Raw genomic sequence first — 22,332 nt, forward strand, 5'->3', positions numbered from 1 at the left:
GCAAGCACGTGTGTCATAAATCTAAAATCATAAATCTAAAATCGTAAATTCATGAATTTATCTGTCGGTATCCTCTTCGCCCCCTGCATCAAGTTCCGTCTAAACGGTATCTACCGGAACGAGGCTCAAACTTACACGGGGGAATGTTCCGTTATAAAAAGCGAGGAGGCATTAATCTTACAAACTTCCGCAGGACAGCAAACCATATCTTCCGGCTTCACGCTCACGCCCGATGAGCACGAACAAGCTGATTTCGATTTACTCGATGTCGTTATCGGTATCCATTTTCATTGGGAACGCACGGAAAACCAGAAGTTCAAAGGTGCATTACAAATATTAGACGAACAACAATATCTGACTGCCGTCAATATTCTCCCGCTCGAAGATTATTTACTGAGTGTCATTTCTTCCGAGATGAGTGCCACCTCTTCGCTTGAATTATTAAAAGCCCATGCCGTTATCTCTCGCAGTTGGTTGATCGCCCAAAAAGTAAAAAAGGAACGACTCACCGCAGATTATCAATCTTGTCTTCGAGATGAAAACCAATATATCCGTTGGTTCGACCGGGAAGACCATGACCATTTCGACGTGTGTGCCGACGATCATTGCCAACGTTACCAAGGAATCAGCAAAGCATATACCCCTGCCGTGCAGCAAGCGATAGAGGCTACCGGGGGAGAAGTACTTCTTTATGGAGAAGAGATTTGTGACGCCCGTTTTTCCAAATGTTGCGGGGGAGTATCCGAGCGTTTTGACAACACGTGGGAACCCGTCAATCACCCGTACCTCACGAAGGTCATTGACAGTGCCTCCCTCACCCCTGTACCGGATCTTTCACGGGAGGAACATGCCAAAGCATGGATTACCTCTGCCCCGGATGTCTTCTGCAACACGCGGGACAAACAAGTACTCTCCAACGTATTAAACGACTACGACCAAGAAACACAGGATTTCTTCCGCTGGCAGATTTCTTATACAACCGAGGAATTATCCGCCCTCGTGAAGAGCAAACTCGGTATTGATTTCGGCACCATACACGCCCTCGAACCCTTGCAACGAGGCGTATCGGGACGTATCATCCGCCTCCGCATCTCCGGTTCGAAAAAAAGCATGGTTATCGGCAAGGAACTTATCATTCGAAAAGCCCTCTCGCCGTCACATTTATACAGCTCTGCCTTCATTATCGAAACAGAAAAAGACTCTTCCGGAACTCCCGTCCGTTTCACCCTCAAAGGTGCCGGCTGGGGACACGGCGTCGGTCTTTGTCAGATCGGTGCTGCTGTCATGAGTGCCAAAGGATACAATTACAAAGAGATACTGACACATTATTTCCCCGGAACTAAAATCGAAACAATTGAAAATGGAGAATTGAAAATGAAAACTCCTCCGTCAGCTTCGCTGCCACCTCCTCTATAAACAGAGGAGGAGCTGGGGATTCATCCCAAAAACGGTGAGTAATTCAGCTCTCCCTCTGTTTATAGAGGGAAACTGGCGAGTAAGCGAGAGCTCAATACGGCGAAGCCGGAAGAGAGTTTAAAATCTTAAATCGTAAATCATGAAATCAAAAATCAATACTTCTGCTTGGTCTTGGATACCCTCCCTATATTTCGCACAAGGTCTTCCCTATGTCGTCGTCATGACTCTCGCGGTCATCATGTTCAAACGACTGGGGATAAATAACACGGACATTGCCCTCTACACGAGTTGGCTCTATCTCCCTTGGGTGATCAAACCCCTGTGGAGTCCTTTGGTAGACATTGTAAAGACAAAACGCTGGTGGGTAATATCCATGCAACTCCTTATCGGGGGCGGTCTTGCCGGGGTGGCACTTACCTTACCCGGTCCCCATGCTTTTCGTTACTCTTTAGCTTTCATGTGGTTGCTCGCTTTCAGTTCCGCCACTCACGACATCGCTGCCGACGGCTTTTACATGCTCGGTCTGGATACCAAAAAGCAAGCCTTCTTCGTGGGCATCCGCAACACGGCGTACCGCCTTGCCATGCTCACCGGACAGGGACTCATCGTTATGCTTGCCGGCTGGCTTGAAAAAACATATTCCGCCACTCTCCCCGAAGAGATTGCCGTCCCGCGGGCTTGGTCAATCACTTTCTATCTATTGGCAGCCCTCTTTGTCCTACTTTTCTTGTATCATCAGTTTATACTTCCAAAACCGGAGAACGATGTCCCCGTGAAAAACGGCAGTCCGCTCAAAGCCTTCCTTGAAACCTTTGTCACATTCTTTCAAAAAAAAGGCATACTGGCGGCATTGGCATTTATCCTGTTATTCCGTTTTGCAGAATCCCAACTCGTGAAAATAGCCTCTCCTTTCCTGCTGGATCACCCGGAAGTGGGCGGACTGGGACTGGACACCATTCAAGTCGGCACCATCTACGGCGTGGTCGGGCTAATCGCCTTAACCGTCGGCGGCATCCTCGGCGGTATCGTTATGGCAAAAAACGGCTTAAAACACTGGATTTGGTGGATGACCGCCGCCATGAACCTTCCCAACCTCGTCTACGTCTATCTGGCATTTGCCCATCCATCCGCCATGTGGCTCATTTCTACCTGTGTCGCTGTCGAACAGTTCGGCTACGGTTTCGGCTTCACCGCCCTCACCTACTTCATGATGCTCTTCAGCAAGGGACAGCAACAAACCGCCCACTACGCCATCTGCACCGGCTTCATGGCTCTCGGCATGATGCTTCCGGGCATGATTTCCGGCTACATTCAGGAACTCGCAGGATACCAGAACTTTTTCCTCTGGATCATGTTTTGTACTATACCCAGCTTTTTAGCCGTACGATACGTTATCCGGGGAGCGATTACTCTTTAATCAATTTCAGCGTTTTCACGCCAACCCGCGCGGATAGCCAAGCCGTCAACTGTTCTTCCTCCGGCACAGCCAAAGGCTTTTCCAAGGCAACAATTGCAATAGTCAATGTATCGGTATAAGAAGAATCGACACTGCTGCGAATTACTTTGGAAATGGCAATATTCTTTACCGAAGGATAAAGGATTTTTATTTCCGGGCTAATCAGCCTCCCGATCGTATCATATAACAGATAAGACTCCAAGCGGGAACGCAATTGTACAATCTCCTGTTCCTGCGAAGCAATCCGCTGTTTATTTTGCATATAATAATCCTGCAACAACATATTGCTCACATCATTCTGCAACCCGGCATCCTCTTTCCCGAATCCCTGTTGAATGATTAGGGGAATATCACCCAACCCGTATTGCAACATCTTTTCTTTCAGCGAAACAATCACGTCTTCCGAAATCTCTTTCCCGATTAACGAAACTTCAATCCGCCGTTCCGGTTGCTCCGCTTTGACTATCTTATCGACAACCAAAGTATTCGGGAAATTAAATTCATTCTTTATAAAACGACTGGCATTCGTCTCGAAGATATTCGTCTTCACCATGTTGTAAGTAATATACAAACTCGGCACCATAGTAAGGAAGATAATCGAATACACGATACGGTGCACTTTCTTCTCCCGCTCCTTATCCATGAACTTCTTTTTCGAGAAATGCATCAAACGAACACCCAAGGTGGTGGCTACCGCGATAAATACCGAGTTAATCGTGAACAAATAGAAAGCCCCGAAGAAATAGGTCAGGTTACCACTCGCCAACCCGAACCCCGCCGTACACAAGGGCGGCATCAATGCCGTGGCAATAGCCACTCCCGGGATCACGTTCCCTTTCAACTTCGTGGCAGAAGCCACAATGCCCGCCATACCGCCGAAAAAGGCAATCAACACGTCGTATATCGTGGGAGTCGTCCGTGCCAATAACTCCGAACGAGCCTCGTTCAACGGCGACAACAAAAAATACAAGGTAGAGGTCAACACGCTGAAAATCGTCGCTATCATCAGATTACGGAACGCCTTTTTGATCAACTCGAAATCATTGATACCGACTCCTAACCCGATTCCCATGATCGGTCCCATCAGCGGAGAAATCAGCATGGCTCCGATAATCACGGCCGTGGAATTAGTGTTCAATCCCAACGAAGCTATAAACGTCGCGAAAATCAATACCCACAGATTCGTTCCCCGGAACACGATCCCTTTTCGTATCGACTCGACGGTATCTTCCTCCCGCTCCTGCTCATCCGATGGATCAAGAATCTGACGCAAATACACCCTAAAACGCTGCAATATACTCATGAAAGCCATAATAGTCAAAAGTTTATAAAGTCCATAAAGTTCATAAGGTCTTTAAAGCCCACAAAATTATAAAATAATTCAACATTTTATGACTTTATGGACTTTAAAGACCTTACGGACTTTGGAACTAAAATGTAATTTTCAATCTTAACGAGAACGTACGTCCGAAACCGTAGAACACCTTCGCGGATGCCTCATCATGATCTTTACCATCCTCGGCATCGGCAATATACTCTTTGTCCAAGACATTATTCAGGTTACCGGAAATCATCACCCCGAACAGTTTTCCCACGGGAAAACGATAACTGATATTGGCATCCAATACCCCGTAAGACGGCATTCTCCAAGGTGACTCGAATGCCTTCTCCGCTCCCAGGTCATACGCTAAAGAAGGTGTAAACTTCGCGTAATTTCTAGCAAAATAAGAATAATTCACTCCGACATGCAATCCCTTCAAGAACTGGTATTGTCCCCCCAAGGCAAAAGTAGTCTGTGCTGAATTTCCCACCCGAACATCATCCAATTTAACTATATTTTGAGCATGATCCTTTCCCCCGATTTCACTCACCGGCTGACCATTCTTATCCACTGGCTGTCCGGACGAATTATAAGCATATCCTTTACCGTCACCATTCCAATACCAATCCCCGATAGAAAACATTCCGGTAATCTTCAAATCTTTCAGCGGACGCAACTCGAAATCCAACTCAATCCCTTGATGCAACGCATCCAATCCCGTCAGATTCACCCGTACACGTTCTCCATTCTTTTCAAAGAAATTAGCCAACGTCTTATCCATCCACGAGGTACGGTACAAATTCACGTTAGCATCCAACCAAACGGAACGGAACCCATACCCCAATTCAAAAGTAAACACTTTCTCGTTCACCGCGTCCGGATTAGTTTCGTTGCTCACGTCCTGTTGCAAGAACACACCTCCTTGCATATAAGGAGCCCGGGAGAAATACCCGATATTCGCGAACACGTTGTGATTCTCCGTCAGATTATAATTTGCCCCTCCTTTTATAGTATATCCCAAGAAGTTCTCCTTATCCGACTTAGCATCGGCTTTCGAGTAATAAAAATGGTCTTTCCGCCAATAGGTAATATTTGAAAGAGAACCCGCAACAAACACGCTCAATGCGTCCCGATTATATTCCCCTTGCGCGAAAAATCCTTCCTGCATCATATACCCGTCATAATTCCGGTAAACGATATCCCCCTTCTTCAACTCCTCGTTTTGCCACAAATAATCATCAGCCTTATATTTTACATTCATACGGCTATCGTCAATAAAATATTTCCCGCCATACAAATCCACTATCTCATTATAGTGTTTCCCCTTGTAATAGCGCAAATCTATACCGCCATACACGTCAAAATACTGCCCTAACTTTGTCGTATAGGTAGAAATCAGACCGTACCAATTATGCTCGTTCTTACTCATTGCCATAATCATCTCCGAACCGGTTACACTTGCCGCGTTCAGTTCATAGATACCCGTGTAATTAAACGTGCCGTCCGCGTTCCGGAACTTCGTGGTAGGCTTCCCGCCATAAGTACCATACCAGTCATTCTTATGAGCCTTATTACCCCGTCCTCCATATCCGCCGCCTCTACCCAAAGACACGTAAAACACGTTCGAAAGGCTTGACTTCTCGTTTATCTGCCAAAGGTGATTCAAAGAAATCTGCGGTTTGTGATACTTGTTATAAGCGGATACCTTCCGTACCTTCTTTTCCATCCAAGTTGAGAAACCGTAACTCGGGTTATATTTCGTATCATTCAATTCTTTCCAAGCCTCGACACTCATCTTATCATTCCTATTCCGCTGGTTATGCCATTGGGGAGCACCCAGCGCGGTCAGTGACAACTCGTGATTATCCCCCAATCGTTTGGAAATATTAATGAAATAAGAATAAGCCACGAAATCGGTTCCTTGTATATAACCGTCACCCCAAGTCCTTGAGCCCAGTATAGACATCGCCCAGCCCTTCTCGCTCAACCCGGTAGAAGCACTGAACGCTACTTTATTGTACCCGTCATTCCCCACGCTATACGCAACAGACGCCCCGCTCTTCGCATTGGTTGAATTAGTGACGATATTAATAGATCCCCCGACAGACGGCACGGATACCTTGGAAGCCCCCAATCCCCGTTGCACTTGAATCATACGGGTTACATCAGCCAAACCTGACCAGTTGGACCAATAAATCCCGCCCCACTCCATTTCATTCACCGGTACGCCATTCACCATGACGGCAATATTCTCCGTCTCGAATCCCCGGAGATTAATACGCCCGTCACCAAAAGCACCACCTTCCTTCGTGGCATACACGCTCGGCGTGGCTTTCAATATCTCCGGAAACTCCTGTGTCGACAACTTGTTCTCGATATCCGAAGCCGTGATCACGGACAAGGCAACCGGGGTCTTCCGGTCTATCGCCAACGAGCCCGTCACCACCACGTCGGACAAGCCGATCACTTCCGGCTCCATCTCGATAATGCCTAAATGGATTGTTTTATCCCCGACAACGACCTTCTTTTTCAATTCCGTGTAACCCACATTACGGAACCGCAACACGACTTCCCCTGTCTTTTTTAACTTCAATTCAAAATACCCGGTCGTGTCCGTCACCGTTCCGGCAGAAACACCCTCCACGTAAACCGTGGCACCGACAAGCGCCTGCCGTGTTTCCATATCAACAATTTTTCCCTTGACAATCCCCTCTGCCACAACTTCCCACGACATACATAACAGGCAAATGACTACACCTAACACCTTCAATAATACGTTACGCATAAATTCTTTTTTTGAATTACTACTCTTGTATCACAACACTTTTAATACCTCACTACATAGCATTAATTTGAAGGCGAAGATAATGATAAAAAAGCATTTTATATCATTTATTGTTTTTTTTGAGAGTTTTATTTTTTAAACCATTATCCCCCCTCTCCCTAAAACGAGAAAATAATTAAAATACTTTTATCAATAAAATGACCGGGACAAGAAAAACTGTCCCGGTCACCCATCATAGCACACTACATCATTTCTACCTTCCTCTTCGACGCAACCAAATAAAGAGAGCCGTAACAAGCATCAGGCCCGGTAGAATCCAAGATAAGAAAATATCCCAGAAACGGACAACAGCCCCGCTCACCTTATAATCATTATCACGCGGGGACTCCCGGCGCACGTCAATCGGGACTTCCCCGTCGGACAACCAATAGAATCCTCCCATGATTACCGTATAGTTCGCGGACCGTATCCCCTGACGTCCCATGCTTAGCTCCGCGTTACTAATACAATCGGCATCACCGAAAATCATAATACGTTGCTCATGCCCCCATATCTGACGGGTTAAAGCGACAGAAGTTACATACTTCTGTTGAGCCTCTCCGGTTCCGGGATCGAAAGTCACGGAATCATCTATAAAATCCGTCGTCTGCAATTCGTTCCATACCAAAGAATCCGTTTCAAACAACGGTGTCACGTTATATCCCATGTTCCCATCATATGCCAAAGCTGAAACCGAAGGCATCGTCACGGAGTAACCTTGCGCACGCATGGCATCAAAATAATAAACCAACCCGGCAGCCGCTTGAGTCGGACGGGCTTCAATCAAATCCGGACTAAAATCTTTCGTCTGTCTTACCAAAGTTCCCGGTATCAACCGCACCCCAAAATCAGCCAACACCTCGCCCATGATACTTCCTCGTCCGGGTTCACTCAATATCATCAGATTCCCCCCGCGAGCGATATATTTTTCCCAATTCTCCCGTTCTACCGGGGTAAAGGAACTACGCATCTCCGCCACGATCAAAATATTAATTTCCTCCGGAATCTCTTTTTCCAAAGAAATCTCCTGCATCTCGAATCCTTGGTTCATCAAGGCATAACGGAAATGTTTATCCTCCCCGAAAGAAGTATAATTCCGATCTCCCGCCTGATGTATATTCCGCTCTCCGTGTCCTGTCAACACCCCGACCGTCGGCAGTTTCATCGCGATTCGTTTCATGGCAGCCGTGATCTCCGCTTCTTTCGGCATCCTGTCCATCCCCCGGAATATCCGCAAGAAAGTCTTCTCCCCGCTCTCCCGTTCCAACTCCCGCACGAACCAATTATCTTCTTTTACCAAATCAATCTTAGCCCTAATCTCTTTCGGGGTTAACACTTTCGTGGAATCTATATTGTAAATCTTCATCGTTTCATACGCCCTCTCCTTCAATGTTTTCCTTTCCGCATACCGACTCGGGTCTACCCCCAAAAGAGTGTCATAGTAATAAACATACTTCATTTTGATCTCCGGTTTAAACCGAATATAATGACGGAAATTCTGTTGATCATACTTGACAGCCCCGGGAACCCCGTAATAAAGATTATTACCATCCAACAAATTCACGTACGTGGTTATCGTCAATCCCCCATCCAGCTTGGATATCACTTCCTGACTATGCTCCGTCAACGTATTCCTTTTGGTAGAGGAAGCATCATAATAAGTCATCAAAGAGGGGCGGGAAGTAAAATACCCCAACACGACCACCACTAAAACAACTCCAGCGTATTTGCCTACCGTTTTTGTCCACCGCTGCTTCTGCCGGGCTGCTTGCAAACGAATCGTGGCCAAAGTCAAAAACATCATCGTCACAATAATAAAATAGAGAAAATCTTCACTACAAATCAACCCCCGGATAAATTCATCCGCACGTCCCGAAATGGAAAGCCAGTAGGTAATCTCTCTCACGAACTCTACATCCTGCCACATTCTCCCCACGTAATTCAACAATCCCAACACGGTCAGCGTCAACACGGCAGCCACCACTTGATAGGAAGTTAAACTAGACATGAAAAGCCCTACCGCCGCGTACACGCAAAGCAAGAAATACAACCCGAGCAACCCCGAGAGCACCATAGGCAGATCAAAGTCCTTGATTGAAAAATAAGCAATCAGAATAAAGACTACCAAAACAAACATCATCACCAACCCGTAAATCATCATGGACAGATATTTCCCTAAAATAATCTGCCAATTCGTCACGGGAGAAGAATATAACAGCTTGATCGAACCACTGCTTAATTCCCTGCTCATCAGCCCCATGGTCAACAATGGAATATACAGGTACAGGTATCCCTGTATCACGGGGAAAATCCCACCACTCCATTGGTCCACGAAAAGCTTAAACGTAAGATCGGAAATCGAATACCCCAACTCTTTAGGCATAATCGCGCCTGCCAGATGCCCGCCAAACAGTCCGGCACTCTGAAAAGTGAAAATAATCAATATCAACCACGCGATGGGAGAATAGAATAAAGATTGCAACTCAGCGCGCGCTATATCATATATATTTCTCATAACATTCTATTTTTAATTCTTCTTTTTTGACAATTCGGCAAACACATCATCCAAAGACGTCTTTTCCATCCGAATCTCTGTCAAACGCCAATCTTTAACCACACTCGTTTTTACCACTTTCTCGATGACCTCCTGTGGCAAATCACTAAATCGCAACCGATAATTCGGTCCACCCAACTCTTCCACTCCCACCACTCCCGGAATCTGTTGCAACTCCTCTATTGGCGGAGCTTCCACCAAAGTCACGAACACCGTACTCGGTGAGATATAATTATCAAATTCATCGACTGTCCCGGAAAACACCAATGTCCCCTGCCCGATCATACGAATATAGCTACAAGTTGCCTGAATTTCCGATAGAATGTGCGTAGATAAAATCACGGTACAATCTTCCGCGATTTCTTTAATTAAATGACGAATTTCAAGAATCTGATTCGGGTCCAGACCGTTCGTCGGTTCATCCAATACCACGAAATCCGGACGATGAATAATCGCCTGTGCAATTCCCACACGTTGTTGATACCCTCCGGACAAATTCCGAATCACCCGTTTCCTGAAATGACCGATTCCGCATCGTTCCAATGCCTCCGTAACCGCTTTATCCTCTTCCGCTCTGGATATCTGGCGCAACCGGGCACTATACAACAAGTACTCTTCCACCGTCAGATCCGTGTGCAAAGGCGGTTTCTGCGGCAAGAACCCGATATGCCTTTTTGCCTCCACCGGATTCTCCCGCATATTCACCCCTTTGATAAACACGTTACCCTCGGTTTGTTTCAACACCCCGCAGATAATGTTCATCGTGGTGGATTTGCCGGCTCCGTTGGAGCCGAGCAAACCATAAACACCATTCCGCGTAATTTCAAAATTAATGTCCCGTATCGCCCACTGCACACTGTAACGGTGCGACAGGTTTTCCACTTTCAAAATTGGTTCTTCCATACTATGATTTATATAACAGTTTACCGGACGAATAGATTTATTCGTCAACATCCTTTCAATAATTCAGAATTAACAATCAGTCCTCGTTATAGTTACGATTTCTAGGTTTATACAACATTTCCACGATCTCTCCGGCAACGTTCTCTTCTTTCCATTTCAACTCTTTCGTTTCAATATCATAACAATAAACAGCACCTTGATATTCCCCACTCGGAGCATCCACCGCCACATACATCTCGGATTTATCATCATTCAGTATAATCTTTTTAATCAAACTACCGGAAACTCCGACCGTATAATCCGATTTCGTCGGGAAATTTCCCGAGGACAAATAATTATACCGGTAAATTTCATTCCTGACCGAATAATACAAGATATTCTCCTTCGTGCTTGATGCGAACACACTCTGCTTATTTATTTCTGCCGCAGCCGGATAAATCGATTTAAAATCCCAAACTGACACTTTCGACCAACCCACGTATTGCAAGGAAATATTCAGGTACACCACCTTATTTTCCCCGTTCTTATCTTTCAACAAAATAAGTATATCCTCCTCGCTCACACCAAGAAGCATATCATATATTTCACTCGCTTCAACAACTTCATCCCCCACTTTGATCTGATAAGGTTCGATATCCCTCGCGCTGAACAAAAGCTGATTCTTCATATCGAATACCAGCAAGTACCAATTCCACTTTCCTCCATAAACGACAGCTTTATCGGATAACTCCGCATCCGGAAAATTCCTGTACTTTCCTGTTAATCCCTGTTGAAGATTATTTCGGAAATACGCGTTACGACAATCATAATCCAACGTCTTTCCATCAGTCATAATATACAAACAATGATCCTTTTCTAACATCCGGTCCACCCGCTCCTCCGGGTAAGATACCTCATCCAACACCTCCATCGTATAATAATCCAATTTCAAAAAGCGAAAAGGATTTTCGGTCACGACGTAAATATAGGGAGTATAATATTCCGTTGGAGAGCAAGCAACGGCAACCGGCTCGGTACCCAAAGGTATTCCCGGATTATTCGACGCGTACACATCCTTTTCAAACCCTCTTTCCGGCCAATTATCATTGCGGAAAGAAATCATGGAACGCCCGTCATACTTACTTAACAGTAAAAGTCCCTCGTCATAAGGATTAGGTACCCGTAATTTAAATTCTTTGAAAATAGCCCCGTCCTCATTATACACCTTCAATCGACAAGGGAAAAGTCCGCAACTATCATAAGCATGTTTCAAAACTCTCTCCGTGGAAACCACGTCATAATTGATCTGCCATTCATACGATAAAGCCTTATCCTGACTTTCCTGTTTCGTTTCCGGGGCTTCAATTTCGAATTCCACGTTTCTTTCCGCATAATACAACATATCCAACTCCGTCTTAAACGACAAGTAAGAAATGGCATTTTCACCCATTTTCGTCTGATCGTCCAAACAACCTATCAACGAAAACAACACACCTGCTATTAATATCAATTGTTTCATCTATCTCGCTTTTTAATCCATTAAAAATCTACTACTCGTAAGGCCATGGTGCCGATTCGGGAAATTCCATGCCATACTCGGGATGCAACTTAAAGTAATCATACATCTTTTTCCCACACAGAATCACTTTAATCATACTATTCATGTAATCTTCAAAACTTATCGCTCCTCCCCAGAACTCCATCATCTTCTGGTACTTCTCCGGTCTATAAGCTCCCCAGTACATAGCCTCTAAAGCATACCACCAATCAGGTTCCTGCAAATAATTACTAAACACAACCTTACTTTGTAATTTTTCCTGTACCCCTAACCCAAACATATCATTTGCCTCCAGATCCAACACGATCCGGTACACCGTGTCCACCATCGGGTCTATCCTACTCCTCAACAATTCTATCGGGATATACGCGTTCACGGAATCCTTGTCCACCACAAATTCTGTCGACAATGAAGTATAAGAATCTCCCGGGGCTGTTGTCAACTCTTGATTCACGTTTATTTTAAACATTCGATTCTCCCCGAGAGGTTGCCCCAACACCTTCACCGGAACCTTCACCGTGTAAGTTTCCACATCCATCTGCATCTCCCCCAACCGGCAAACAAGACTGTCCTTCACAAAATAAATCCGGTCTTTATCCTCATAATACCCGCTCTCTCCATTTTCATCACACCCTATAAACAGAGAGACTGTAAACACAATCAACAATATATATAACTTTCTCATCTCTTTACATTTTATTGGTTAGTAACTCCATACTCCTGTTCGGACTTGGGCCACGGGAGAACGAATACATCTTTAGACGGAACCACATCCACTTTATCCAGAAAATCTCGAAAACCCAAATTATGACACTTGTAAAAACTGAACATCTGCCCTTCCCCGTAAAATTCCCTCGTGCGTTCCCTCGTCATCTCCTTCAGAAATTTATCTTGAGAATCCACCAACGAAGCTTCAATGTCAGCCAATCCCCGGCTACCGCGAACCGCGTTCAAATAACCAAGAGCCTTCTCTTTATCTTTCGAATAATTAGCCTCAGCTAAAATATAGTACATTTCAGGCAAACGTACCAGACAAGTTCCGTTAAAATACTGTGTCGGCTTATTACTCGCCCCTTCCGTCGGGCTTAATAATCGAATAAAGAAATGCCCCTCGTACCCTTTATCCTGAAAAAAACTCGTGTAACGCAAATCCTTACTATCTGCCGTGAATTGCGACACCTCATATAAAGCCTTTATATCCGCCCGCAACGTTGCATTCAAGGTAACGGCACTCTGCAAGAACAATTCTTTATAATCCGTGTACATCTTGTTGGTAAATAACCCCCAAATTAATTCCGTGTGCGTACCGTAGCGTTTTACATGCTCAAAGTTCTGTCGTTCCGTCAAGCCCACTCCCGGGGAAGCAATCACCTTTTCAGCATAATAAGCGGCACTATCCAAATCCCCTCTGGTATAAAATACTCTGGCCTTAATTGCCCACGCCGCGTACAAATTACAATGTGAATAACGTTTTCTACGATACGAATCTACTGTTGTCGTATTATAAATATCGCCATCCCCGGCTAAACTACGGGCAGCCTCACTCAAATCCGCCAATACATTGTCATAACATTGCGCCAACGTGTATACTTTTTTACTACTTAAATCAAAAGTATAGGCATAAGGAACACCACCCGCGTCGGGATTCATCCGGTAATTATCACAGAACAGACGCATCACCTCGAAATGTAAAAAAGCTCTCACCGCGTATGCCTCTCCCTTGATTAACTTCAGATCAGGATCTTTATTCAAATCCTCTCTATCTATGTTGACAATCACATTATTCACGTAAGAAATACACTCGTACAACTTCGTCCAGACAGATTCAATTTGCTTTTCCATCCGCTGATCCTTATAATCATAAATCGAGGCATATTTAATATAAGCATATTTACTTCCAGCCCACCCGTCACTTGCATCAGCAAATTGTCCGTATTCATCCCCGAATTGCTGACCGAGAACATCCGCCAATCCCCAATTCATCATCATCCCGTACAACTCCCCCTGTGCCATAGACGCGTAGATCCCGTACATTGCGTCCCGGTATCCCTGCACATCTTTAAATTGTTCATCCTGCACTAGCTCACCCTCCGGCTTGATATCCAAAAAGCTGTTACAACTGCCCAAAGAGAACAGTACCAGCATTGCCATCCAAATATATCTTCTATTTTTCATATTATTCGTTTTAGTAGTTCGTATCAAAATGCTGCACTAAGCGAAAATTCGAAACTCCGGGCAAAAGGGTACGAGAACCCTCGTTCCTGCTTGATCGTTGAAGCCCGGAACACATCATTCATCAAAAACTCCACCCTCAAACGGCTTAAATAAAGTTTTTGACAAATCTCCGGGGTAAAATCATATGAAAGACTCAAACTCTGCATATTAATCATATACTCGTCCCGCACGAAACGACTGGTAATATCGGGAGTTGTCTGATCCGCGATATTCTTATATTTCACCCGGTCCCCCACCTCTTTCCAGCGACTTTGGAATACCCGTTTATCTGCATTCCGTCGCGGATTGGCACCTTCAACCCGAGTCACCAACGTCTGGTTATAAACCGTCGCACCCAACTCGTAATTAAACAACATATTCAAAGCGAAACCTTTAAACGTCAAATAGGTACCCAACGTCCCGGACACCGTTGGGTCCGAATCCCCGTACGTCCGCTTATCCCAATAATTATAAATAAAAGTCGGGACACCAAACCGATCAATAAAAACCTCCTGCCCGGTAGCCGGATCAATACCCCCGGATTTCACGGCCTTCACGGCACTCAATGACTCTCCTTCCACGTAAACAGGGGGTGGCAACAACGTCCCCTCCGCCGTATTCAACTCCTCGTTCATCTTCTCCAAGGCATTACTGATCTTTTTAATTTTATTCTCGTTATGCTGCATATTCAACGATAGCGACCAATTCCAACTTTTATTGGAAACCGCAACCACCCGGGTCTGGAACTCGATACCGGTATTCAACAATTTACCCATATTCTCTTTTGCCGTGGTCGTTCCCACGGAAGGAGCTTTCGCCACATCCAACAGCAAATTATCCGTTGTCTTGCTATAATATTCCAACGTGAAATCCAACCGGTTCTTAAACAAAACGACATCCAACCCGACATTATAAGTCAACGCCCTCTCCCACTTCAAATCCGGATTGCCGATAGCCATGGGAATCGCCCCTATCCCCTTATCATAATCCAAACCTGCATCATATTTATACGTTGTCATTGCCTGATAGGGAGAAAAAGAAGCGTTACCCGTGTATCCCAAACTCCCGCGCAACTTAATCCTATCCGTCGAAGACATATTCAAAAATTTCTCTTTATGAATATTCCACCCCAACCCTAAACTCCAGAAAGGCGTAAAACGCTGATCTTCGCCGAATTTGGAAGACCCTTCATACCGGATTGAAGCATCGGCAAAATAACGGTCATCATAAATCACGTTAGCGTTCAGGAACAATCCCATGGAACGTTCCAAATCCTGACTTCCGCTCGGGGTCGCACCTTCCGGATACCTTGTGGCAAAAGCGGGATGTCCCAGCTTATCCGAATAAAGTCCCACCCCCGCGTAACCATTACCGTTCCTTTCCGAGGACTGTACATTCCCGCCCCCCATCGCGTTCAACAATGTTCCCGTCCCGAACATCTTATTATAAGACAGAGTAACACGCCCTTCATAAGTCATCGCTTTATTATTCGACACCTCTATTCTCCCGGATTCCGAAGCATCCTTATTCCTGAACTCGTACGACTCCGGAGAAGTAAATTTCTCCGTATCATCTTTTGACTTATTCAGCGAGAAAAAACCTTCCACCCGAAAACCCGGCAACACCTCTACACGCAAATCAAGCACATTATTCAAATAAAATTGTTCACTTCGATCATAACTACCCAGCGTCGCCTCGAACAACGGATTGGAAACACCAAAACTCAACACCTTATTCAACGTTCCATCCAAATTATAAGCCCGATCATACGGGTTCAACTCGACATATTTATTAAAAGTGCCGTAAGGTGATTCCTCGCTATTCACCGAGGTAATCGTCGTCGTGTTCGACACGTAAACCTTATCCTGTTTATTATACGACAACCTGAAGTTCAAAGAATAACGATCACGTTTTGATTTTTTCATCACCCCCTGTTCCGAACCGTAACGGGCCCCCAGAGTATAACGGATATAATCATCCCCCCCGGCAACATTCAAATTATGATTCTGTGAAACAGAATTACGTAACGGTTTGGACAACCAGTCCGTATTCACACCTTCCCGTACCCGCTTGAATTTTTCATTATACTCAATATCTTTCTCGTATTGCGATTTTCCACTATCATCATACACCCCTGCCAAACGCTCGTACTCCAATTTTTCCGCCGCGTTCAACAAATCATAATCCCGCACATCCGGTATCGAAGTCCGTAAAGTTCCGCTGTAAGAAACCCTCAACTTTCCGGCACGCAAAGGTCTTGTCGTGATAACCACCACGCCTTTTGCCGCTTTAGAACCGTATAACGCGGAAGCCGAAGCATCTTTCAACACGGTCACCGTTTCCACGTCATTCATATCCATATCGAAAACATAATCCAAATCGACCTCAGCCCCATCCACGATAAAGGTCGGTACATTGGAAGAGCCCTCGAAACTGCTTCGACCGCGAATCAGAATCTCCGGTCTCGTGTTCGGGTCTGACCCCATATCATTATTCTTCACGATTTGCAGCCCCGGAACAAAAGCCGCCAAACTCTGTAACAAACTCTTTGTCCCCACGCTCATCAACTGCTTACGGCTAACGACAGTTGCCGAACCCGTGAAACTGCTTTTAGCCTTATTCCCCATACCGGTAATAATAACTTCCTCCAGTTCTTCCTCGTCCGGTTGCATGACGATTTCAAGTCCCTCCTTCACGTACTCTTTTATCTCCCGTTCCTGAGTGACCATTCCGATAAAAGAGAATACCAGCGTAACGGATTTCTTTTCAGCATCCAAAAACTCTATTTTGAACTTTCCGTTCGCATCTGTCGCCGTTCCGGTCTGCGTACCCTTTATCACCACCGTCACCCCGGGCAGAAGCTCTCCTTTATTATCCTTCACCAACCCGGAAATCCGCCATACATTCTTTTTCTCATCCGTGGCTTTCTTCGGGGTAATAATAAACACGTCATCCACGATGTGATAAGTCAATGACGTTCCTTTCAAAACTTGGTCCAGAATCTCCTGCACCGTCGCATCCTTCGCGGACACGGACACCTTTACCCCGGTAACTTCGTCATCATTGTAGAAAAACTCATAACCGGACTTCTCCCCAAGTTCATTCAACACATTCAATAAACTCACGGACTTTTTCTCCATAGACAGTTTCACGTTCTGCGCCACACCGCGTGCAGACACGGACAATACCGCCAGTAAAGATAGAACAAGACATAGTTTCATAACTGTACAAATTTTCCTAAAAGCAGGTTCCCCCGCTCTTACATTCGGTTTTTTTTTCATAACTTTGTAATGTTAAATTGTTTGTGGTAAAATCAATTTCTCACTTAAGACAGGACGTGTTAGCCGCACTTCCTGTTTTTTTATTGTATAATAATCGTCGTTCCCCGTATTTTGAATTGCACGTCGGAAGTCATCTCTATCATCTTCAACGCTTGAGTGATCTCCGTGTATTTCGGTATAGTTCCCGTGAAACGTTTATCCTTCATCGAGACATTCGAGAAAACATACTCCACGTTATACCAACGCGATAATGTTCGCATAACCCCTTCCAAATCCTCACTCGCGAACGAAAAACGTCCTTTTATCCATGAACTGTACAACCTCGTGTTCACCGTTCGCACCTCCAGCATCTCACCCGACAACACCGCCTGCTCTCCCGGGCTCAACACCACCCGCTTCCCGTTCTCCTTATCGTTTACCTGTATCCGCCCCTTCTCAAGAGTAGCGTGACATACCTTTTCATCCGGATACACGGATAAATTGAAAGAAGTCCCCAACACCTTTACATCCATTCCCCTCGTATCTACTATAAAAGGAGCCTCCTCGTTCGGTGCTACTTTAAAATAAGCCTCTCCTGTCAATTGCACGCGCCTTTCCGTCCCGACAAAATGTGACGGGTATCTTAACTCGGTATCACTATTCAACCAAACCTCCGTCCCGTCATCCAACGTAATCTGGAACTCACCACCCCGCGGGATCTTCAATGTATGCCATTCCGGTATAGTCGAAACTGTAGTCTGATGATATTTCAAACGACCGCCTTCACTGAGCTCCACACGTTCATTTCCGGCAAACACAAGCGTAGTATCCTTCATTCCCAAAAGCGATACTTGTTTTCCGCTCTCCGTGATCAACACGGCGTGCGAACTTCCGGGAAGAATCCGTACACTCTCCGCCACTTCCACCCCCGGACTGTCATACGCCTGCCAATAAAACACCCCGGTCAAAACCGCGACAGCAAACACCGCAGCAACCGCCACCCAACGAAGCAACACTCGGGATTTCTTGCGAGGCACCTTATTCATCTCCTGCCGCAACCTCTTCCATCGTCCTGCCGTATCGAATGAGGCATAAATAACCGCATCCCGCCGGAGCACGTCCTTACTCTTCAACTCCTCCAACAACTCCCCGTGACGACGATCCCGCGCCAACCATTCCCGCAACACAACCTGTTCCTCCGTGGAAATATCTCCCCGCAAATAAGCAATAATCAATTCATGTATTTCCTTTTCTATTCCCATCTTTCACGTTCATTTACACCAGAAACACACTCGTCCGGCAAATGGGTGACACGGAAATAAAAAATATTTTAGAATCCCGGGAAGAACATCCCTACATAAACGAATAAATCCCCCAAACGTACCCTCAGAAAAGACTTTGCCCGTTGCTTTTGAGTTTTAATCGTGTTCAACGAAATTCCCAACTCCTCGGCAATCTTCTTATCCTCCAGCCCGTCAATATACGATTTCTTGAAAATCTCCTTGCTCTTCTCCGGCAATTCGTCTATTGCCCCGAAAAGCTCCGCAACAACCTCAGCACGAATCTGCTGGCACAGGAAATAATCCTCGTCCAATTCCTCCCGGTTCAAATTCCGGTAATTCCGATCCCGAATCTCCAAATCACGTAAATAATTCAAACAACGATTCTGCACGCTATTATAAAGAAAAGTCTTAATCGTTTTCAAATTGGGAAAACTCTCCCGCTCCATTTTCCAGAACGAGAGAAACACCTCCTGCACGATATCCTCCGCCTCCTCGCCATCCCTCACGACACGGGCGGCAAAAAAACACAAGGGTTTATGAAAAGCCATGAACAAAGCGTGGAAAGCCTCTTGCCTTCCTTGTTTCAAACTTTCTAAAAACCCCTCTGAATGAATGTTTATAGCCTGCATCCGGTTCGTCATCTAGTAATTAGATACAAAAATAAGGATTATTTTGTCAATCCAAAATAAATGCAACGATACACGCGGGGCAAATATTCGGGCAATAAAAAACGAGGCCTGTCAAAAGCCTCGTTTTCCTATTCTTTACAAAAGCCGATTCAAGCTTTCCTCTTCGTGCTTACAACCACCTCGGGCAAGCTCACGGGACCGTAAATCACATCTTTTCCCACTTTCTGTACTTTCACGACCTTGGAAGTAGCGTTAAGATTCTGTTGCTTAGCGTAAGCACACTCGATTCCGTTAGTCTGAGTTTTTGCTAAACTGATTCCACCTACAAACAATGCTAACATCCCGATGCAAACTAATACAATATACTTTTTCATATCATTATTTTTTTTAATTATTATTCTTATTCATTCTTGCCATATTGGCTTTTGTAATTTCTTACGATACAAAGGTAAGGCATTACTCCATGAAAATGAGATTATTACTGTTATACTTTAGTTGAGGTAAGGTTAAATATTTGTTAGTCTTAAAAATGACAACTATTTTTTTAAGAATTACATTTCAACACAAATACAACTGATAATCAGTGCATAACACCACCACATCTCCTCGTGAACCGAAGTTAACAAAATCCTAATTCACCTCCCTATTCTGAAATTTTATAACAAATCATCCAAGCAAGAAAACAAAAAAAGACTGCCAAAAAATGGCAGCCTCAAAGTATATTCTTCAAAAATTGTTCATTTCCCCGTTATCGTATCTCCGATCCCGGTTTCACCTCCTTATCGGGAGTAACAAAAGAAAGAGTCCCGTCGACATTCTCCGCCATCAGTATCATGCCTTGTGACACGATCCCCTTCAACGGTTTCGGCTCCAGATTCACCAGCACGCTCACCTGCCGCCCGATCACCTCCTCCGGCGCGTAATGCTCGGCAATGCCCGACACGATAGTCCGCTGATCGATACCCGTATCGACAGTCAATTTCATCAACTTCTTCGTCTTAGCCACTTTCTCGGCGGCAATAATCTTACCCACGCGAATATCCATCTTCATAAAATCATCATAATTGATGTTCTCCTTCGCGGGAGCAGCCGTGGCAGACGCCATCTCGTTCGCTTTTTTCGTGGCAAGCAGTTTATCAACCTGCGCTTGAATCACGTCGTCCTCGATCTTGTCGAACAACAATCCTGCCTGCCCCAACTCGTGTCCCGCTTGGATCACGCCGTCCCCCATCTTGCTCCACTCGATCGCGTCGATATTCATGAACTCGCGCAACTTTCGTGAAGAGAACGGCATAAACGGTTCCATCAAAGTGGAAAGATTAGCCGAAATCTGCAAACAGATATTCAAAATGGTTTTCACCCGCGCCTCGTCCGTCTTGATCACTTTCCAAGGTTCGGTATCGGCAAGATATTTATTACCCAGACGGGCAAGATTCATCGCTTCCTTCAAAGCGTCGCGGAAATGGAACGTATCCAAACTCTTCTCCACGCGTTCGATGATTCGCGGTATCTCGGCAAGAACCTCCCTGTCGTAATCCGTCAATTCACCCCGTTCCGGCACGATATTATCGAAATACTTCTGCGTCAGCACCAGCGTGCGGTTGATGAAATTCCCGTAGATAGCCACCAGCTCGCTATTATTACGGGTTTGGAAATCCTTCCACGTGAAATCGTTATCCTTCGTTTCCGGTGCATTGGCGGTCAACACGTAGCGCAACACGTCCTGTTTCCCGGGGAAATCCACCAGATACTCGTGCAACCAAACCGCCCAGTTACGGGACGTGGAAATCTTATCACCCTCCAGATTCAAGAACTCGTTGGCAGGCACGTTGTCCGGCAAAATATAAGATCCCTCGGCTTTCAACATCGCCGGGAAAATAATACAATGGAACACGATATTATCCTTACCGATAAAATGAATCATGCGCGTTTCCGGGTCTTTCCAGTATTTTTCCCATTCCGGCGTGAGATCTTTCGTGGCGGAAATATAACCGATAGGGGCGTCAAACCACACGTAAAGCACTTTCCCCTCGGCACCCTCTACCGGGACAGGCACACCCCAATCCAAATCACGGGTCACCGCGCGAGGCTGCAAACCGCTATCCAACCACGATTTGCATTGCCCGTAAACGTTCGGCTTCCATTCCTTATGCTCCTCCAGAATCCACTCCTTCAACCATCCCTCGTATTGATCCAAAGGCAGATACCAGTGTTTCGTTTCCTTCAATTCCGGTTTATTCCCCGTGATAGCGGATACCGGATTTATCAGATCGGTAGCGTTCAGGCTCGTGCCGCATGCCTCGCACTGGTCGCCATACGCCCGCTCGTTCCCGCAACGGGGGCATGTACCTATAATATAACGGTCGGCAAGGAACTGCCCCGCTTTCTCGTCATAGAACTGCATGGAAGTCTTCTCTATAAACTTCCCCTCGTCATAAAGTTTCTTGAAAAACGCCGACGACAACTCGTGATGCGTCTTCGAACTCGTGCGGGAATATATATCAAAAGAGATCCCCAACTCGGCAAATGAATCCTTAATAATCTTGTGATAACGATCAACAATATCCTGCGGGGTTACCCCTTCCTTCTGCGCCTTGATCGTGATAGGTACCCCGTGCTCGTCCGAGCCGCCGATAAACGCGACCTCCTCACCCTTCTTTCTCAAGTAACGCACGTAAATATCAGCGGGCACGTAAACACCTGCCAGATGCCCGATATGCACAGGACCGTTAGCGTAAGGCAACGCCGTGGTAACCAAATTTCTCTTGAACTTGCTCATGTATTTAGAGTTTGTAAAGTTATAAAGTTTATAAAATCCATAAAGCCAAAGGAAAAAACTTTAGTGCTCCATGAAGTCGCAAAGTTAATAAAAATATCGCTAACATCACGTTAAAATCAACACGCTAAATCACTGTATCCTTCCCCGCACATTCCC

14 protein-coding genes are annotated in these 22,332 nt (G+C 45.4%); 2 read left to right on the forward strand and 12 right to left on the reverse strand.

Annotated features, from left to right (window positions below):
- Window positions 1-51 precede the first annotated feature (51 nt).
- The gene (locus H8S64_RS19025; RefSeq protein ID WP_186978268.1) at window positions 52-1,416 is read left to right on the forward strand and encodes a SpoIID/LytB domain-containing protein; all 1,365 of its coding nucleotides are present in this window, start codon (window positions 52-54) and stop codon (window positions 1,414-1,416) included.
- 139 nt (window positions 1,417-1,555) lie between these two features.
- Window positions 1,556-2,833, forward strand: a complete 1,278-nt coding sequence (locus H8S64_RS19030) for an MFS transporter (protein WP_186978270.1) — start codon at window positions 1,556-1,558, stop codon at window positions 2,831-2,833.
- Here the strand turns inward: H8S64_RS19030 and H8S64_RS19035 are convergent.
- The 12 genes from H8S64_RS19035 to metG form a co-directional block, all read right to left on the reverse strand.
- Window positions 2,823-4,184: a TIGR00341 family protein gene (locus tag H8S64_RS19035; RefSeq protein WP_099294246.1), complete on the reverse strand. Its 1,362-nt coding sequence runs from the start codon at window positions 4,182-4,184 to the stop codon at window positions 2,823-2,825. The genes H8S64_RS19030 and H8S64_RS19035 overlap by 11 nt on opposite strands.
- A gap of 118 nt (window positions 4,185-4,302) precedes the next feature.
- Window positions 4,303-6,978, reverse strand: coding sequence for a TonB-dependent receptor (locus H8S64_RS19040; protein ID WP_186978272.1), 2,676 nt, complete (start codon window positions 6,976-6,978; stop codon window positions 4,303-4,305).
- A 253-nt stretch (window positions 6,979-7,231) separates the two neighbouring features.
- A complete protein-coding gene (locus tag H8S64_RS19045) occupies window positions 7,232-9,532 on the reverse strand; it encodes a Gldg family protein (RefSeq protein ID WP_186978274.1) in 2,301 nt (766 codons plus the stop codon).
- A gap of 12 nt (window positions 9,533-9,544) precedes the next feature.
- Window positions 9,545-10,474, reverse strand: a complete 930-nt coding sequence (locus H8S64_RS19050; RefSeq protein ID WP_186978276.1) for an ABC transporter ATP-binding protein — start codon at window positions 10,472-10,474, stop codon at window positions 9,545-9,547.
- A gap of 76 nt (window positions 10,475-10,550) precedes the next feature.
- Window positions 10,551-11,972 carry a hypothetical protein gene (locus H8S64_RS19055; protein WP_186978278.1) on the reverse strand — a complete coding sequence of 474 codons (1,422 nt, stop codon included), beginning with the start codon at window positions 11,970-11,972 and terminating at the stop codon, window positions 10,551-10,553.
- Window positions 11,973-12,003: 31 nt separating this feature from the next.
- Window positions 12,004-12,696, reverse strand: a complete 693-nt coding sequence (locus H8S64_RS19060; protein WP_186978280.1) for a DUF4843 domain-containing protein — start codon at window positions 12,694-12,696, stop codon at window positions 12,004-12,006.
- A gap of 11 nt (window positions 12,697-12,707) precedes the next feature.
- On the reverse strand, window positions 12,708-14,186 hold the full coding sequence (locus H8S64_RS19065; RefSeq protein WP_186978282.1) for a RagB/SusD family nutrient uptake outer membrane protein: 1,479 nt from the start codon (window positions 14,184-14,186) through the stop codon (window positions 12,708-12,710).
- A 23-nt stretch (window positions 14,187-14,209) separates the two neighbouring features.
- Entirely contained in the window at window positions 14,210-17,446 is a 3,237-nt protein-coding gene (locus H8S64_RS19070) for a SusC/RagA family TonB-linked outer membrane protein (RefSeq protein ID WP_186978283.1), read from the reverse strand.
- Window positions 17,447-17,586: 140 nt separating this feature from the next.
- On the reverse strand, window positions 17,587-18,747 hold the full coding sequence (locus H8S64_RS19075; protein ID WP_186978284.1) for a FecR domain-containing protein: 1,161 nt from the start codon (window positions 18,745-18,747) through the stop codon (window positions 17,587-17,589).
- 68 nt (window positions 18,748-18,815) lie between these two features.
- Window positions 18,816-19,355: an RNA polymerase sigma-70 factor gene (locus tag H8S64_RS19080; protein WP_186978285.1), complete on the reverse strand. Its 540-nt coding sequence runs from the start codon at window positions 19,353-19,355 to the stop codon at window positions 18,816-18,818.
- Window positions 19,356-19,546: 191 nt separating this feature from the next.
- Window positions 19,547-19,771, reverse strand: coding sequence for a hypothetical protein (locus tag H8S64_RS19085; protein WP_099294257.1), 225 nt, complete (start codon window positions 19,769-19,771; stop codon window positions 19,547-19,549).
- A 374-nt stretch (window positions 19,772-20,145) separates the two neighbouring features.
- Window positions 20,146-22,176, reverse strand: coding sequence for a methionine--tRNA ligase (metG, locus tag H8S64_RS19090; RefSeq protein WP_186978286.1), 2,031 nt, complete (start codon window positions 22,174-22,176; stop codon window positions 20,146-20,148).
- Window positions 22,177-22,332: the final 156 nt, after the last annotated feature.

Origin of the sequence: Butyricimonas hominis (genome assembly GCF_014287455.1) — a bacterium.
In the GTDB taxonomy this organism is placed as follows: Bacteria; Bacteroidota; Bacteroidia; order Bacteroidales; family Marinifilaceae; genus Butyricimonas; species Butyricimonas muris.

What these genes read in the sequence shown, in the direction of transcription:
- H8S64_RS19025 (WP_186978268.1), top strand. Translation starts at nt 52, where the DNA reads ATGAATTTATCTGTCGGTATCCTCTTCGCCCCCTGCATCAAGTTCCGT.
- H8S64_RS19030 (WP_186978270.1), top strand. Translation starts at nt 1,556, where the DNA reads ATGAAATCAAAAATCAATACTTCTGCTTGGTCTTGGATACCCTCCCTA.
- H8S64_RS19035 (WP_099294246.1), bottom strand. Translation starts at nt 4,184, where the DNA reads ATGGCTTTCATGAGTATATTGCAGCGTTTTAGGGTGTATTTGCGTCAG.
- H8S64_RS19040 (WP_186978272.1), bottom strand. Translation starts at nt 6,978, where the DNA reads ATGCGTAACGTATTATTGAAGGTGTTAGGTGTAGTCATTTGCCTGTTA.
- H8S64_RS19045 (WP_186978274.1), bottom strand. Translation starts at nt 9,532, where the DNA reads ATGAGAAATATATATGATATAGCGCGCGCTGAGTTGCAATCTTTATTC.
- H8S64_RS19050 (WP_186978276.1), bottom strand. Translation starts at nt 10,474, where the DNA reads ATGGAAGAACCAATTTTGAAAGTGGAAAACCTGTCGCACCGTTACAGT.
- H8S64_RS19055 (WP_186978278.1), bottom strand. Translation starts at nt 11,972, where the DNA reads ATGAAACAATTGATATTAATAGCAGGTGTGTTGTTTTCGTTGATAGGT.
- H8S64_RS19060 (WP_186978280.1), bottom strand. Translation starts at nt 12,696, where the DNA reads ATGAGAAAGTTATATATATTGTTGATTGTGTTTACAGTCTCTCTGTTT.
- H8S64_RS19065 (WP_186978282.1), bottom strand. Translation starts at nt 14,186, where the DNA reads ATGAAAAATAGAAGATATATTTGGATGGCAATGCTGGTACTGTTCTCT.
- H8S64_RS19070 (WP_186978283.1), bottom strand. Translation starts at nt 17,446, where the DNA reads ATGAAACTATGTCTTGTTCTATCTTTACTGGCGGTATTGTCCGTGTCT.
- H8S64_RS19075 (WP_186978284.1), bottom strand. Translation starts at nt 18,747, where the DNA reads ATGGGAATAGAAAAGGAAATACATGAATTGATTATTGCTTATTTGCGG.
- H8S64_RS19085 (WP_099294257.1), bottom strand. Translation starts at nt 19,771, where the DNA reads ATGAAAAAGTATATTGTATTAGTTTGCATCGGGATGTTAGCATTGTTT.
- metG (WP_186978286.1), bottom strand. Translation starts at nt 22,176, where the DNA reads ATGAGCAAGTTCAAGAGAAATTTGGTTACCACGGCGTTGCCTTACGCT.